The following is a 14108-nucleotide window of genomic DNA, read 5'->3' as shown; positions in this document are numbered from 1 at the left end:
GCCAGCACGTCCGTTCAACAGCAGAACATGAAGGGGTAGATCAGCGCGACACGGTCCCCGTCGGTCAGTTCCGTCTCGAACCCGCCGAGGTGTTCGTTGAACCGGCCATTGACACAGACCCGTGCGTACGGCCGCGTTTGCTCACCCTCCGGATTCTTCCGCCACGTCCCGGGCAGGTCGTCGGGTACCGGTGCCCACCCACTGTGGATCGCCTCGGACTCGGTTTCCGCGATGAGCATGTCTTCGAGGCCGTACTCCTCAAAAAAGGCCTCGAGGAAATCCCGGAGTCGGGTGCCATCGAACGTGAACGTGAGTTCGTGACTGCCGACGGCGTCGCGGACGTGGCCGGTACAGCGAACCGTCACCGTCGTCGTGCCATTGCTTCGACTGTCGGTCTCGGTGGCAGTGACTCGGTTAGCTCCCATACGTGAACGAGACGGCTCGCGCGTGTAAACACTCCATTGCGAACATATTCGGAGGGGAGCTGTGGCTGCCGGCAATCTACTGCTTCGAGATGCGAGCGATATGGTGGACCGCGTCTCACGTCCGGTGACTCGAGATGGATTTCACCAGCGCGGACACGAGGCGGACGATGAAGAAGTCCATGCCGAACATGTAACGCACCCGAATCGAACGAGACCGCAGGCTTGCGGTTTTCCTGCCGGTATAATCACTGATTGTCCGATAGATATCTATTCTTGAATAGTTTTGGATGTCGCGAAATAGTTTAAATGATTTATTTATAAAAGAGCAACTAATACGTTGTTGTACACATTCGAGCTATAACCGACAGAACTGGGTTTTGCAATCAGATTGAGGTCAGAGGATTTATACTGGATCGATGTAAGAGTCCGGCCAATGCTACTCTCAGTCGATCGCTCGGAACCGACAGTCGGGCAGTCAGTAAGTTTCGACGTGGTTGAGGCCGTCGCCGAGCGTGAAGGCGTCGATCCGCTCAACCTCGAGCCGCCTGAATACGATGCCCTCTACGACGTCATCAATCCCGAGGCGCTCGACGCGCTCTTTGCGACCCGCGAGAACGGCCGTGAGCGACCGACTGGCCGCGTCGAATTCTCCTACTGTGGCTACCGAATCGTCGTCACGAGCGACGGCGAGGTCGAGGTGTCCGACCGCGAGTGACGGCGTCCGTTTCTAAGCCTGCCCTGCGTTCACCACACGCGGGGTCGGCCGAGTAACCCCTCTGCAGTGACGAGCGGCCGCACGGTCGTCGCTATCCCCTTCTCTCGGAGCGAGGCCGATGCTGGCCAGTTCTCTCAATTTCACTGCGAACTGCTCACTCGTCAGCCAGCGCAGCCTCGAAGACGCGCTCGTGGAGCCGATCGGCGACGATCTCCATCAGCGGCTCGAGATTGGCCGTGTCCGCGCGGTTGTACTCGATAAGTGTCTCGAGGGCACCATCGTCGCCGCGTTCGTACTCGCGCCAGAGGCGCACCGCATCGCGACCGCTGATGTCGGGCATGTCCCGGTCGATCCCCAACTCCTGCTCGATCGGTTTCAGTCCGCCGTCGAGCCCGATTTTCTTACAGGGATACATGAGATCGACGTGGGGGACGTCAATGGTGACATCGAAACAGGTCTCGAGGAACGGGACGTCGAATCGCTGCCCGTTGAACGTGACAAGCAGGGCCGCTTCCTCGAGTTCACGTGTGAGGCGGTGGCTCGTCAGATCACGCTCTTTGACGAACGTCTTCGTCTCGCCATCCTGATGGAGGCTGACGGTCGTCACGTCGTTCGTCTCGGCGCTGAGGCCAGTCGTCTCGATGTCCAGAAAGCAGGTCTCGTCGCTGACGTTTTCATAGCACCGCCAGCGACTCGCGGCGGGCAGCGCCTCCGCAAAGACGGAGACGTTGCCACGATCAAGGTGGGTTCGGCCCTCATCGATGAACGTCTCGATCCGATCCGCAAGCGTCGAGCCGACGACACTGCCGTCGAACTCGTCCCAGTGAGTTACGCCGTTTTCCCACAGGCGTCGTTCGGTGGTTTCCCCGACGCCACGAACGGGAATGAAGCTGTTCTCGATTCGCACATCCGTTCAGCGGTTCGGTGGGGGTAAAAACGCTTGGATCGGCCGGAACTCAATACGCTGAGCGGCCGCTTTTTGAGCCGCGCGGCCGTAAGGCACGTATGACCGACCGTGACGACGAACTCGTCGACGCCGTTCGCGAACTGACGAGAACGATCGACGAGCTTCGGACGGAGCTCGACGAGCCACGCCGGCGCTTTCGGCCGCCGCTGCGACCGCCGACACCGCGAGAGTTGCTCCGACTCACCGACGAGGTGGCGCTTCCCGCCGCGCTGGCCATCCTCGAGGCGAACGTTCGCGCGCTCGAGGCGTTCCAGCGAGGCCTGCAGATCGTTAGAACTGAGCGGGCAGCTCGCGACCGGACGTCGACGGCCGCCGAGGCGACGAGCGACCGCGCAAGCGAGCTTCGACGGACGACGCTCTCACAACTCGATACGGTCCTGACTGAACTCAATCAGGCCGTCTCGGAGGGGAGTCTACCCGCAGACGAGGGGGCGCGCGATCTCCTTTCGGAGGCCCGCCAGCTTCGCGACGACGTCGACACGCGCCTTCGCGAAGCCACCGATCGGGCCTCCCAATCGAGCGCGTCAGAATCAGCGGCGGCGACCGGAATCTCGATCGACATCGACGACGGACCACTGAGCGACGCCGATGAAACGGCTACCGAGGATCGTGACGACTCCGACTCGGCCGTCGACGTCGACGCCGAACTCGAGACGCTGCGAGATCAGTACGGCGAGGACGCTGCCGACTCGAGTGCGAGCGATGATGGCGATGCTGACGACACTGACGCGTCAGACGCTGACGGGTCTGAAAAAAGCGGTGACGGAGACGAGCGTCCTTAGACCGGTTCGAACCGATAGCCGTCCCAGTCCTGACTCTCCGGTTCGCGAATCCCTGCGCCGGGTTCGCGAAGTTCGTCAACGTGGACCGGCTGGACCGTATCGCCGGTCTCGACATCGCCGGTCGTGAGCTGGCCGATCGCACGAACCGACTCGCCATCCACGTCGAACTCGACGATTGCGAGGTGGTTGGGCTCGCGGACGCCCGGCGGCGTCGCGGTGCTGGTCGTCCACGTGATGACCTCTGCGGTGTACTCGCTGAGATCGATCGTTTCCGCCGGATTCGAACCACCGGGACCGCGCGGGTGGCCGGGGTAGCTGATCGAACCGTTCTCGTAGCGTGTCGCGTCCATCGTCATTGTGCTGCCTCCATAATCGTAGTAATCACACAGTTGCCAAAGCCGCCGACGTTACAGCACAGGCCGGTCTCAGCATCGACCTGGCGCGGGCCCGCCTCGCCCATGAGCTGTTCGTAGATCTCGACTGCCTGTGCGACGCCGCTTGCCCCCAGTGGGTGGCCCTTCGACTTGAGGCCACCCGAGGTGTTGATCGGCAGTTCGCCGGTGTCTCGCTCGGTGTATCCCTCCTCGACGAGTTTCCACGCCTCGCCATGCTCAGCGAAGCCGAGTCCCTCCATCTGGAGGAACTCGAGGATCGTGAACATGTCGTGGAGTTCGGCGACGTCGATGTCGTCGGGTCCGAGGCCGCTCATCTCGTAGGCACCCTTGCCGCTCTCGACGACACCGCCCATCACGGTCGGGTCCTCGCGCTCGTGGACGACGTGGGTATCGGTCGCGCCGTCGATTCCCGAGATGACGACGTACTCGTCGGTATACTCCTTGGCGACCGACTCCGGACAGAGCATCAGCGCCGCCGAGCCGTCCGTAATCGGACAGAAGTCGTACAGTCGCAGCGGGTCCGCGATGATTGGCGACTCGAGGATCGTCTCGACGTCGACCTCCTTCTGGAACTGGGCCTTGGGGTTGTCGACGCCGTTTTTGTGATTCTTGGACGCGACTTTCGCCAGGCTCTCACGAGGCGCGTCGAATCGCTCGAGATAGTGGCGTGCGGTCAAGCCGGCAAACGACGGCAGCGTGACGCCGGTTTTGTACTCGGCGCGGTGGGTCAGTGACGCGATGACGTCGGTCGCCTCACCGGTGGTCTTGTGGGTCATCTTCTCACCGCCGACGAGCAGGGTCATGTCACTGGCCCCGCTGGCGACCGACTGCCAGGCGGCGTAAATCCCCGCACCGCCGCTGGAACTCGTCTGGTCGATCCGTTGTGTGTACGCCGGCATTGCATCGAGATCGTGTGCCAGCGCGTTCGGGACCCCCGTCTGTCCTTCGAACTCGCCGCTTGCCATGTTCGAGACGTACAGATGGTCGACGTCGTCGGCGTCGACACCTGCATCCCCGAGACACTCAATACCAGCCTCCGCAAGGAGGTCCGTGATCCACTCGCCCTCGCGTTGCCCGAACTGGGTCATCGAGGCACCAATGATTGCAACACGTTCCATATGCCAGGTGACTCTAGTCAGTGGTTTATATGTGGGGGGTCGTGACAGTGTTCGCTGCTTGACTCACTATTTCAACATAAGCCAACGATACCACCCACCAGTAATCGATCGTGGTCGACATCGACGCGAGGCTCATGCGGATTCGGCCGCGGCCGTCCGCAGCTCGCTCGCGCGCGAGCGCGCCTGCGAGACTATTGCTGGGCGAGCCTCGAAGGACACGACGACGTCTTCGTCCCCGTAGGTGACGTCGTCGACGTGTGCGTTGTCGTGGAGCCACGAGACGACGCTCATCGTATCGTCAGTCATCGGCAACAACAGCCGTTCTTCCTCCCAGTCTGGCAGTTCCTCGTCGATCCGCTCGAGCAACCGGTCGATGTGCTGTCCCTCCTTGGCGCTGACTGCGACTGGATTCGGCGCAAGCGACGAGAGGGCAGCCCGCTTTTCGGCCAGTTCCTCGTCGCTGACCTGATCGATCTTATTGAGAACGGTCACGATCGGGGCCTCGTTGCGTTCGTAGAGGGTGTCGTGGGAGGTGACCAGTTTCTCGTGAATCTCGTCGATCGGCTCGCTGACGTCGACGACGAGCAAGACCAGATCCGCTCGGTAGACCGAGTCCAGCGTCGACTTGAACGACTCGACCAGCCAGTGTGGGAGATCGCTGATGAACCCGACGGTGTCGGTCACCAGCACGTCCCGACGGTCGATATCCGCACGCCGGGTCGTCGTCCCGAGCGTGGTGAAGAGTTTGTCTTTCGATTCAGCCGTCGCGTCCAGATCAGGGTGAAGATCCTCGTTTTCGGAAACCTCGAGATCGGCCGCGAGGCGACGCAACAGAGTCGACTTCCCCGCGTTGGTGTAGCCGGCCAGCGCGACCAGATCGAACCCCGAATCACGCCGGCGCTCCCGGCGATGCTGTTCGGTCTGTTCGATCCGCTCGAGTTCGTCTTTAATCCGGCTGATCTGGGCTTTGATGTCCTGCTCGCGGCTCTCGTCGTACTCACCAAGCCCCATGAAGCCGGGGTGTTCCTCGCGTTTTGCGAGGCTGGTCTTTGCCTCCGCACGGGGCAGTTCGTAGCGGAGTTCGGCCAGTTCGACCTGGAGTTGGGCCTTGCGCGTCTGTGCGCGCTGGCCGAAGATCTCGAGGATGAGCGTGAATCGATCGATGACTTCGACGCCCTCGGGCAGGAGCTTGCCGAGGTTGTACGTCTGGTAGGGACCGAGTCGGTTGTCGAAGATGACGGTCGTCGCATCCGTTTCCTCGACTAACGCGGCCAGTTCCTCGGCTTTCCCCTCACCGATCTGGAGGGCCGGATCGGCCCGTCTGGACTGTGTGACCTCGCCGACGACGGTGTACCCCGCCGCCCGGGCCAGATCGCGAATCTCGCTCGTGTCGGGCGTACCTGAATCAACGCGTTTGACGATTATCGTGTTCATACAGAGAGAGCTGCGTCCGCCGGGTGCGGTCGGGCGTACTCACTCGAGTGCCATCGCTCGTCGAGCCGACGCGGCGACGGTTGCACGCGCCGAGCGACTCGACGAGACAGACACTGCCATAGTGACCCGGTTCCGCTAACGATGCCGGTCGGACACCTCCGTTGGACGGACGTGGCTCATAGCCGCTCGTACGTGACGAATCGTCTTGAATCCAGTGCCCGCACCGATCGTCCGATTCGCTCGAGGGGGTGCGTGGAAGCGATACGGTGACAGGGCCGCCGCATCTCGGCTCTAGTCGCCACTGAACGTCACTGCAGACGCGGTCACACAGCCGTCGTGCGATCACAAAAGTCATAGGAAGCGACTCGAATTGATGCGGGTGATGATCGATCTCGATCCGGCCGCACTCGGCCTCGAGTTCGGGGGCGGTGCCGTTATTGGCGGCCTCATCGGCTTTGCGGCCAAAAAGATTGCAAAACTGCTTGCGGTTATCGCCGGCGTTCAGCTGATGCTCTTTCGCTATCTCGAGTCCCAGGGCATCATCACCGTCGACTGGAACCGACTCTCGGCGGGCATTCTGCACACACAAGCACAGGCACAGGACACAGCGACCAGCGTGGTTCAGTCACTCATCTCGACACTATCACTCGGCGCGGGCTTTACCGGCGGCTTCGTGATCGGCTTCAAACGAGGATAACGCGCCGCCAGAGCGCTATTGGGTCGACAGGTCGTCTTTGTCCTTGATGATCTCCGTTTCGGCTTCGCCGCTGGTGTATTCGTTGACCTCGTTGTAGAACTCGTTTTGCAGTCCTGCTGGGAACGTGAGCACGCCGATCCACGAGCCGTCGTTTTGCCACTCTTCGCGTTCTAAGTCACCGAACTGACGGATCTGTGCTTGTGCGCTGCCGGCGTAGTCAGCCGGTACCTGAACCGCAACAGTGACCTCTTCGAACCGGATCGGGATAACCGGCCGAAGGGCATCGAGCGCGTCGTCGACCTGCGCCTGCACCGGCTCCATCGGATCGACGGTGAAGCCAGCCTCCTCTAAGGCGTTCTCGATCCGTTCGGGCGGATGGGGCGCGTTGTCCATCTGCGGGTTGACCGCGTTGCGCGTGATCGTGTCGATCAACTGCTTTCGCTTCTGTTCTTGCATCTCGCGGCGCTGATCGGCCGTGATCTGGATCTCACCCTCCTTGATCACCTCGGGAATGATCTCGAGTGGCTCCGTCGTGTCGAAGACCTTCTCGAGATCGTTTTCGGCCGGTCGATCGCCGCGAGAAGCGTTCTCGAAGACATCCTCGGCTGCGATGACGTCCTCTAAGTCGCCATCGAACTCGTCGCGTTTGATCGACAGTGCTGCGTCCGGATCGACTAACACTTCGAAGCGCGCCCCGTGTGACTCGAGTCGCGCCGTCACCGCCTCGTCGAGCGAAATCATACCTCACGATTCCCTCGCCAATTTAAAGAGTGTTTCCCGACGAGCGACCTCGGTCGGATGGGCATGGGCACGGCATCGGTGCGGCGAGAATCAGAGACAGGTGACTCGAGGGGTGGTGACGAACGCGAAAACGGATTCGTGAGGCGTTACTCGTCGGCCGTCTCGTCGTCGCCGGTGTCGAGGAGGTCGTTCTCCTCGAGGTAGTCCTCGATCCGATCGCGGTCGAACTGCTCGAAGGTCTCGGTTTCGGCGTCGACGGTTGCCAGCCCCACTTCGTTGGGGAGCAAGGAACCATCGTTGACCGAGGCAAGTGCGTCGAGGGCAAGCTGGATGCCGCCGTCTAAGTCAGCCTCGTCGTCGTAGTTCTCTTCGAGATAGTTCTGGAGTTCGCCACGGTCGGCACCGACGGCCAGGGCCTTCCACTCGTAGGGCGTCCCCGAGGGGTCGGTCTCGAACAGTCGTGGTTCGCCGTTGTCGATGCCGCCGACGATCAGCGCGACACCGAACGGGCGGGCACCGCCGACCTGGGTGTACTGCTGGATGTGGTCGGTGACCTCCTTGGTCAGCGTTTCGACGCCGATCGGCTCGCCGTAGCGCAGCTGGTTGACCTGCGACTGGCGGCGTGCGAAGTCGATCAGCTGGCGGGCGTCGGCGACGTGGCCCGCACTGGCGATGCCGACGTGGTCGTCTGCCTTGTGAATCTTCTCGACGCTCGAGTCCTCGAGCAGCGGGGAGGGGACTCGTTTGTCGACGGCGAGTACGACGCCATCGTTCGTTCGAACGCCGATACTGGCCGTGCCTCGCTTGACCGCCTCGCGAGCGTACTCGACCTGGTAGAGTCGGCCGTCGGGCGAGAAGATCGTGATGCCACGGTCGTACGCCTGCTGTTGGGCTTGTCCCTGCATAGTATCACGCTAAATCGTAATCGAGGTCTGTCGCGCCCGCGAACGCCTCATCGAGTCGGACATCCCCAACGCAATCCCGGAGGACAGCGACTCGCTCCTCGTTCCCGAACACGACGTTTCTCTCTTCGGAATCTTGCCCGCGTCGCCGTAAATAGTTTTCTTCAGCGGCACGGATCGTACCACTGATACCCCGGACGCAAATCCCGACGGGTGCACCATCGATCTCGTCGAGACATGCAAGCGCCGCGCGGGCGGGCTCGGTCTCGCCGCGACGGACCCTGACGATCGCCTCGCCCTGTCCGTCGGCGAACGAAAATCGCATGACTGTGAGATCGGCGTCGGCGCTACCCGGATCGCCGAGCAGGTTCTGGCCTGCATACCACAGTTCGCGCTGGAACGACCGCCTGCCGATCCGCTCGTCCGGCCACGTCTCGAGGGAAACGGCGAGATAGCGCCAGCGCGGCCGGAGATGTTTCGGGAGGTGTTTCATTCGTCGGTCGCCACGTCGCCGCCAGTTGGATTCCGTTCGGCGACCAGCACGCCCACCTGGTCGTGGACGCGTTCGACCGCCGTCAGCGAGAAGCCGGCGTCGGTAAAGGCGTCAGCGAGGGTGCCGACAGTCGCCGGATCGTCGACAGCAGGCGTATAGAAGGGGTCGTCGGGGTTCGGATCACCGAAGAACATCACGTCGCCGAGGACGAACTTTCGGGGCTCGAGGGCGGCGATGACCCCGATCGCCTCGCGTTTTTCCTCGTCCGAGAGGTGGTGGAACGCGAAGTTCGTGGTGATTATGTCGACCGGGCCGTCGTACTCTGGCTCTCGGAACGTGCCGTGACCGAATGCGACGTTCTCGAGGCCCGCCTCGTCGGCCTTCTGGCGGGCTTGCTCGAGCATACCATCGCTGATATCACGGCCGACGACGTGCGCTGCATCGGGAGCGAGTGCAAGCGCGATTGCTCCCGTTCCAGTACCGAGATCGAGGACGACGTCGTCGGATTCGGGTGCGGCGTGCTCGACGACCAGATTCGCACAGGCGTGGTACTCCTCGGACTTCGAGTCGTCGTACTCGCCGGCTTTCTCGTCGAACCGGGCGGCATGTTCTTCAAGACTCTTCTTCATACCTGCCCCGTTCGACGCCGGGCTCAATGAACGACTCGGAGTGGATGTGGCGGTTTCGCTCGGCGAGCCGTCCCCACTCCGCGAGCCCGTCTTCGATGAACTCGCGTGTGAAACCGAGCTCTTCGCCGAGTGCCTTGAGTTCGCGGGGAGCCCGCACCTCGAGGTGTGAGGTCGGCTCGGCGCTGACGACATACGGCGCGTCGTAGTGGTCGACGATCTCCCGGAGCTTTCGCAGTGACTGTAGCGTTCGGACGCGGCGACCGCCGCTTTGTCGGAGGACCCCCGAGAGGTCGAACTCGAGGCGGACGCCGTTTTCGACGGCGGCTTTGACAAGGACATGGTTGATATCGCCGTCGCCGGCCATCGGATGGGCCAGCACGTCGACTTTCGCCTGTTCGACCGCAAACCGGTTCATGGCGTTCGTCCCGCCGTGGACCGCGACGATCGTCTTGGTGGTCCGGTAGTTCCCCACCGCACCGCTGGCTGATTGTCGATCGTCGGTCCGAATCTCGACACCCTCGACGACATCAATCCCGTACTCGTCGCGAATTCGCTCGGGGTCGTACTCGGCTCGAGCGTCCGCGTGATTACGCACGACCACGCCCTCGAACCCGTAATCGGCCGCCGTTTTCGCGAGTCTGGCGACCGTGCTCTGTCCGTCGGGGTGGGCGTGGACGGCCTCGTACATACTCGAATCGTCTCACGGGGTCGACTTGGGGTTTGCGCCATGCGATAGCGCAAACAAGCAACTAAATACAGACCACCGTGGCCGGGAGCGCGTCCGAACAATAGTGAGGGCGCGCGACTCGGGGGAGGGCAGGCCGTTACCCGACCTCACCGCGAGCGACCGCAGGGAGCGAGCGGGCCGACGACCGACCCAACGGGGAGGGAGGAGTGCTTTTGATCAACCCTAAGCGGGAGCGAAGCTCCCGCGAGGTCCGAGAGAGCTTCGCTCTCTCGAGATTTTACCGAGTGACGGCAGGCTGTGCGACAGCTACGCTGTCGTCAGCCTGCCAGAACGCAGTGTAAAAGGTTGTTAGTTGAGAATCGACTGGGCCACCGTCGCGAGCTGGCCGTTGTCGGCTTCTTTGAGGCGGTCGTCACCGATCTTGAGGCGGAGTCGCGGGCGACCGACGTCGATCGGGACCTTCTCGGTGTCGATCAGGCCCATGTCCTCGAGTTTGGTTTTCGTCCGCGAGAAGGTCGCCTTGGAGGCGATCCCGACGTCCTCGCCCCACTTGCTGATGTCGTAGAGCAGGGCCTCGTTTTTGGCGGCAACGAGCAAGGAAATGGTGACCTCATCCAGCCCATCGCCGTCGCCGCGGGCTGTCTCGAGCGAGTCGAGAATTGCCGTGAAGTCGCCTTCAGCGTCGGGGCTGATCTCGTCGGCGAGCGTTTCGCGGACGTCCGTGATCGGCGGCGTCCGAAGGTTAAATTCGGACGCGTCGGCCCAGCGATCCTCGTAGGTCTCGTAGGTGTCTGCGACGAAGTCCGCTTCATCAGTGACGAGGCCGCCGACGCGGTCACCGGCGTGAACGACGGCGACGACGCGGTCCTCAGTGATCAAAAGCGAGTTCTCGGGGGCCTGCTCGAGCGTTCGCAAGGCGAGTGCGCCCTCGCTGATAAGGTCGGCCGCGTTCGAGGCGACGATGAAATCGCCCATGATGTCTTTCAGCGTTCGCTCGTCGGCGAGCATATGTACTGCGGGAAGGTCGCCGTCGAACGTGGTGGCGACGGAGACGAAGTCTTCGATGGCATCATGCGATGGATTTACCATGAAGATATCACCGCTTGCATCCTCGAGCACTGACTCGAGAATATCGTCAATCTGATGGTTGAGTAAATTCGAGGTCATGCCTATACAGAAGTAATTGAGAGCACAGTACTTAATTTTGGCGGCCATCTGGGCGGCAGAACTTCTCGTATCGTATCTAAAACGGTAATTTTTGTCCAGAACACGTTAGTTCGCCAACGGAATATCGATATCTCTTATACACGTATGGGTTGATAGAGCTATACTTGGAAACGGGTATTGGTAATAGAGCGGGTGAGGACGGGTTTTCGTTACTAGTACCAATAACTATAAACAACCAACGTGTTACTCTGCTATCGTATGTGCGTTCGACAGAGCCAACTATGGTGGGGCGTTCGAGCGGTCATTGCTCGAGGTGGCCTCGAGTCGGACCGGATTCGATCGTCACGGAGTACTGTGCGGGCAGAACGGGTCAGCACGTACGGCGGTCCTTGACATTCATCCGCGCCTAACATCACGGGAATCCCGTCTGCGTTGGGATCGTACAGTTCGCGGGTGACGACCTGTTCGCGTCCAGTCAAGATGAGTAGCCTCGCGAGATGGGGGGAGGGGACCGTCACGCTTTATCTTTTGTGGAGTGGGATCCGTCTTCGTTGAGTATGCCGCCGGATACAACACGGATGCACCACCGACCGAGACGGCGGCGAAGTTGCAAATCTCGAGATCAACACCAGCCACTTCGTCTCCCGGTGGTTCCGAGTCGATAGTGAGTCGACAGCCGAAGTGACGCTGCCACTCATCGTACGTGTCGGCGGTTATCGATCAAATCGTGGCCAGAGTGCGTCCGACCAGTATACGTCCCCGTCGTAGATCACGGCTGCGTCCGTTTCTTTGAGCATCGTCACCAGTTCCGATCGTGTCAACGTAAACGTCGAGTCGTTCCCGCAGAGGTAGGCATACTCGTTGGTCTCGGTGTGCGGGAAGTAGTATGAGCCGGCTGCTCGCATCGAGTAACAGTCGAGACACAAGAGATACTGTGTTTCACGGCCGTCGGCTTCGACTTCCTCGAGTCGTGCAGTGGTCGGTGGCTGGTCGCCCTGGGTGAGCGAGTGGGTTCCGTCGCCAACGACAGTGTAGTCTTTCCCCATCATGATGCGCCGGCGGGCGAGATCTATCGCTCGCTCGATGCTGAAGCCATGAACCAGCAGTTTGGCGAACGTCGAGCCGACCTTGATGGCGTGGTCGTTTAGGACTTTGGTGAACGTCACCGCGCCGGCGACGCTGCCTTTCTCGATCAGGGTCTGTCCCTCATGGAAGGAGCCACACGCGTTGAGAAAGAATGTCTGGACATTACAGCACTCGAGGCTCGAGGCTGCGAGCGTGCCATCGGGACAGCGCAGCCCGTCGGTTTCGCAGTGGCCGATGTAGTGGACGAAATCGTGGTCGGTCTCGAAGACGCGGGCGAGAGCGGCTGTCTCGAGTGATTCCTCGACGGAGAGGTCGATCGTCAGTTCTTCAGAGCGCTGGCGATAGATCTCGGCAACACGGTCGTGTTCGCCGGCCATCTCCGGATCGTTGAGGACGACACAGATCGAGATCGCGTCGTTCGCTCGCTCGAGATAGTCGAGGCGGTTGTCGTAGGCCTCGGGTGCGGATTTGAAGGCGTCGATCGGGACGCCGTCGGCCAGCCAGCCGTGGGTGCGGCCGCTCCGGAGGTCGGGTTTGACGATGTCGACCGAGGCGACCTGCCCGGTGGTGGCCCTGGCCGCAGACGGCACGCACTGCCGATCGGTCCAGCCGTGCCCGGAATCGAGGCCACGATAGAAATCCTCGAGCGAGCGTTCGACCAGTTCTCGTCCCTCGAGCTCGGAGCTGCGTGGGGTATAGATCATGCTCAGTCGGTCGAGCAGGAACGGCAGCGTTTCGACGCTCTCGTACGCCGGTGTGACGTACGTCGAGAGATGCCACTCGGGGAGTCGGTGTTTGATAGCCGCGTAAGGCACGTCGAGATAGGCTGCAAACCGATCCTGTGGTGAGGCGTCGTACAGCGTGTCAGCGTCGAGGTCGAGGGACTCGAGCAGACTGTATTCAGCGAGCGTCGTTCCGTAGGGGCCGGCATTGCGGACGAGACAGTCGAGCAAGAACGTTTTCCGGAGTAGCCGTGCGACGTCGTGCTCTAACTCGGGCATCGATGAGAGCGCCACGTCGCGCCCTCGGTCGACGAGTCGGAGTCGCGGACGGGCTGAACCCGGACTGGATGGGACGTGACGGCAGTCGTCGGTCGTCCGGACTGTTGCCTGAAGATAGTAGGCAAGCGGCGCAGTGACTAACAGCGACTCGTAGTTGGGTGGCACGACGAGTTCGATCCCGTGATCAGGAGTCCCAGACCGGATGCAGTCGTCAATCTCGAGGGAATCGCCGTGCTCGATCAGTGCCGGATGGCCCCGGAGTGTGGGATACGACCGATCGGGGCCGTCGGTCTTGTGTGAGGCAGCCATATGTGTGATGGCGTCGGCGATCGCAGACGGGCGGTCGGGGACAGTAATCGTTCCCACAGGGAACTCGTGTCGACACCGGAGGCCGAGGATGACACGCGTTCGCGTCGGAAAGGAGATGATAACCTCCTCGTAATCGGGCGTCCGTTCGATCGTCGCCGCGCCGGAAAATCGGAGGTAGGACTTGATCTCGGTATCAACGTCGACGATATACTCCCCGGGCGGCAGTGACAGCGGCTCGCCACCAGGGTCGAGTTCGCGGTGATCATCACAGGTGAGCGAGAACGCGTACACGACCGCGTGCGGGAAACGAAGCTTGCTAGTCGTTACGGCGACAGTCTCGTCAGCGGGACGCTGGATGTCGACGCTAGCGTTATTGACGGCGGTATCAACCCCCTCAACCGTCAACTCGGCGTTGTCAGCGTCGGTGACGTGAAGGACGTCGCCATCTACCTCCCACCAAATCATTTGGTTAGCCGAATGTCACTCAGATAAGTTAGTTGTATCGGGATATTATAAGTATATAAGCCCGTCAGCGGGACTGGCCCCTTTATAAGCTGGA

At 61.5% G+C, this 14108-nt stretch carries 15 protein-coding genes; 3 read left to right on the top strand and 12 right to left on the bottom strand.

Annotated features, from left to right (window positions below; all coding sequences use genetic code 11):
- Positions 1–14: 14 nt before the first annotated feature.
- Entirely contained in the window at positions 15–425 is a 411-nt protein-coding gene (locus BSG09_RS01565; protein WP_092929382.1) for a MoaD/ThiS family protein, read from the bottom strand.
- Between the two features lie 433 nt (positions 426–858).
- Here BSG09_RS01565 and BSG09_RS01560 point away from each other — a divergent pair, with 433 nt between their 5' ends.
- On the top strand, positions 859–1140 hold the full coding sequence (locus BSG09_RS01560) for a HalOD1 output domain-containing protein (protein ID WP_092929380.1): 282 nt from the start codon (positions 859–861) through the stop codon (positions 1138–1140).
- Positions 1141–1294: 154 nt separating this feature from the next.
- Here BSG09_RS01560 and BSG09_RS01555 read toward each other — a convergent pair whose 3' ends face one another.
- Positions 1295–2047 carry a ribonuclease H-like domain-containing protein gene (locus tag BSG09_RS01555; protein WP_092929378.1) on the bottom strand — a complete coding sequence of 251 codons (753 nt, stop codon included), beginning with the start codon at positions 2045–2047 and terminating at the stop codon, positions 1295–1297.
- A gap of 98 nt (positions 2048–2145) precedes the next feature.
- Between BSG09_RS01555 and BSG09_RS01550 the strand changes: the two genes are divergently transcribed.
- On the top strand, positions 2146–2889 hold the full coding sequence (locus BSG09_RS01550) for a DUF7547 family protein (RefSeq protein WP_092929376.1): 744 nt from the start codon (positions 2146–2148) through the stop codon (positions 2887–2889).
- On the opposite strand, the gene BSG09_RS01545 is transcribed toward BSG09_RS01550, so the two are convergent.
- From BSG09_RS01545 to hflX, 3 genes are all read right to left on the bottom strand, one after another.
- Positions 2886–3245: a nucleic acid-binding protein gene (locus BSG09_RS01545; protein ID WP_092929375.1), complete on the bottom strand. Its 360-nt coding sequence runs from the start codon at positions 3243–3245 to the stop codon at positions 2886–2888. The two genes, BSG09_RS01550 and BSG09_RS01545, sit on opposite strands and share 4 nt — an antisense overlap.
- Positions 3242–4402: a thiolase family protein gene (locus tag BSG09_RS01540; RefSeq protein WP_092929372.1), complete on the bottom strand. Its 1161-nt coding sequence runs from the start codon at positions 4400–4402 to the stop codon at positions 3242–3244. Before BSG09_RS01540 ends, BSG09_RS01545 begins: the two co-directional genes overlap by 4 nt.
- Positions 4403–4534: 132 nt before the next feature.
- Positions 4535–5836 carry a GTPase HflX gene (hflX, locus tag BSG09_RS01535; protein ID WP_092929370.1) on the bottom strand — a complete coding sequence of 434 codons (1302 nt, stop codon included), beginning with the start codon at positions 5834–5836 and terminating at the stop codon, positions 4535–4537.
- Positions 5837–6218: 382 nt separating this feature from the next.
- Here hflX and BSG09_RS01530 point away from each other — a divergent pair, with 382 nt between their 5' ends.
- Positions 6219–6533: an FUN14 domain-containing protein gene (locus BSG09_RS01530; RefSeq protein ID WP_092929470.1), complete on the top strand. Its 315-nt coding sequence runs from the start codon at positions 6219–6221 to the stop codon at positions 6531–6533.
- A gap of 15 nt (positions 6534–6548) precedes the next feature.
- Here the strand turns inward: BSG09_RS01530 and BSG09_RS01525 are convergent, their stop codons facing one another.
- From BSG09_RS01525 to BSG09_RS01490, 7 genes are all read right to left on the bottom strand, one after another.
- Positions 6549–7274 (bottom strand): ribosome assembly factor SBDS, encoded by a 726-nt coding sequence (locus BSG09_RS01525; RefSeq protein ID WP_092929368.1) that lies wholly within the window; start codon positions 7272–7274, stop codon positions 6549–6551.
- Between the two features lie 146 nt (positions 7275–7420).
- Positions 7421–8179 (bottom strand): archaeal proteasome endopeptidase complex subunit alpha, encoded by a 759-nt coding sequence (psmA, locus tag BSG09_RS01520; protein ID WP_092929366.1) that lies wholly within the window; start codon positions 8177–8179, stop codon positions 7421–7423.
- 4 nt (positions 8180–8183) lie between these two features.
- Entirely contained in the window at positions 8184–8669 is a 486-nt protein-coding gene (locus BSG09_RS01515; RefSeq protein ID WP_092929364.1) for an Rpp14/Pop5 family protein, read from the bottom strand.
- Positions 8666–9298 (bottom strand): class I SAM-dependent methyltransferase, encoded by a 633-nt coding sequence (locus BSG09_RS01510; RefSeq protein WP_092929362.1) that lies wholly within the window; start codon positions 9296–9298, stop codon positions 8666–8668. The genes BSG09_RS01515 and BSG09_RS01510 overlap by 4 nt, the downstream gene beginning before the upstream one ends.
- Entirely contained in the window at positions 9282–9986 is a 705-nt protein-coding gene (locus BSG09_RS01505; protein ID WP_092929360.1) for an RNase P subunit p30 family protein, read from the bottom strand. The genes BSG09_RS01510 and BSG09_RS01505 overlap by 17 nt, the downstream gene beginning before the upstream one ends.
- A gap of 348 nt (positions 9987–10334) precedes the next feature.
- Positions 10335–11153: a transcriptional regulator TbsP gene (tbsP, locus tag BSG09_RS01500; protein ID WP_092929358.1), complete on the bottom strand. Its 819-nt coding sequence runs from the start codon at positions 11151–11153 to the stop codon at positions 10335–10337.
- Positions 11154–11866: 713 nt separating this feature from the next.
- Positions 11867–14014, bottom strand: coding sequence for a hypothetical protein (locus tag BSG09_RS01490; RefSeq protein WP_092929354.1), 2148 nt, complete (start codon positions 14012–14014; stop codon positions 11867–11869).
- Positions 14015–14108: the final 94 nt, after the last annotated feature.

The sequence above is a fragment of the Natrinema hispanicum genome, assembly GCF_900111485.1.
Taxonomy (GTDB): Archaea; Halobacteriota; Halobacteria; order Halobacteriales; family Natrialbaceae; genus Natrinema; species Natrinema hispanicum_A.
This window is presented reverse-complemented; position numbering and strand designations above follow the sequence as displayed.

Bases quoted from the DNA above. Each gene is read 5' to 3' on its own strand.
- BSG09_RS01565 (WP_092929382.1), bottom strand. From the start codon at position 425: ATGGGAGCTAACCGAGTCACTGCCACCGAGACCGACAGTCGAAGCAAT.
- BSG09_RS01560 (WP_092929380.1), top strand. From the start codon at position 859: ATGCTACTCTCAGTCGATCGCTCGGAACCGACAGTCGGGCAGTCAGTA.
- BSG09_RS01550 (WP_092929376.1), top strand. From the start codon at position 2,146: ATGACCGACCGTGACGACGAACTCGTCGACGCCGTTCGCGAACTGACG.
- BSG09_RS01545 (WP_092929375.1), bottom strand. From the start codon at position 3,245: ATGACGATGGACGCGACACGCTACGAGAACGGTTCGATCAGCTACCCC.
- BSG09_RS01540 (WP_092929372.1), bottom strand. From the start codon at position 4,402: ATGGAACGTGTTGCAATCATTGGTGCCTCGATGACCCAGTTCGGGCAA.
- hflX (WP_092929370.1), bottom strand. From the start codon at position 5,836: ATGAACACGATAATCGTCAAACGCGTTGATTCAGGTACGCCCGACACG.
- BSG09_RS01530 (WP_092929470.1), top strand. From the start codon at position 6,219: ATGATCGATCTCGATCCGGCCGCACTCGGCCTCGAGTTCGGGGGCGGT.
- BSG09_RS01525 (WP_092929368.1), bottom strand. From the start codon at position 7,274: ATGATTTCGCTCGACGAGGCGGTGACGGCGCGACTCGAGTCACACGGG.
- psmA (WP_092929366.1), bottom strand. From the start codon at position 8,179: ATGCAGGGACAAGCCCAACAGCAGGCGTACGACCGTGGCATCACGATC.
- BSG09_RS01515 (WP_092929364.1), bottom strand. From the start codon at position 8,669: ATGAAACACCTCCCGAAACATCTCCGGCCGCGCTGGCGCTATCTCGCC.
- BSG09_RS01510 (WP_092929362.1), bottom strand. From the start codon at position 9,298: ATGAAGAAGAGTCTTGAAGAACATGCCGCCCGGTTCGACGAGAAAGCC.
- BSG09_RS01505 (WP_092929360.1), bottom strand. From the start codon at position 9,986: ATGTACGAGGCCGTCCACGCCCACCCCGACGGACAGAGCACGGTCGCC.
- tbsP (WP_092929358.1), bottom strand. From the start codon at position 11,153: ATGACCTCGAATTTACTCAACCATCAGATTGACGATATTCTCGAGTCA.
- BSG09_RS01490 (WP_092929354.1), bottom strand. From the start codon at position 14,014: ATGATTTGGTGGGAGGTAGATGGCGACGTCCTTCACGTCACCGACGCT.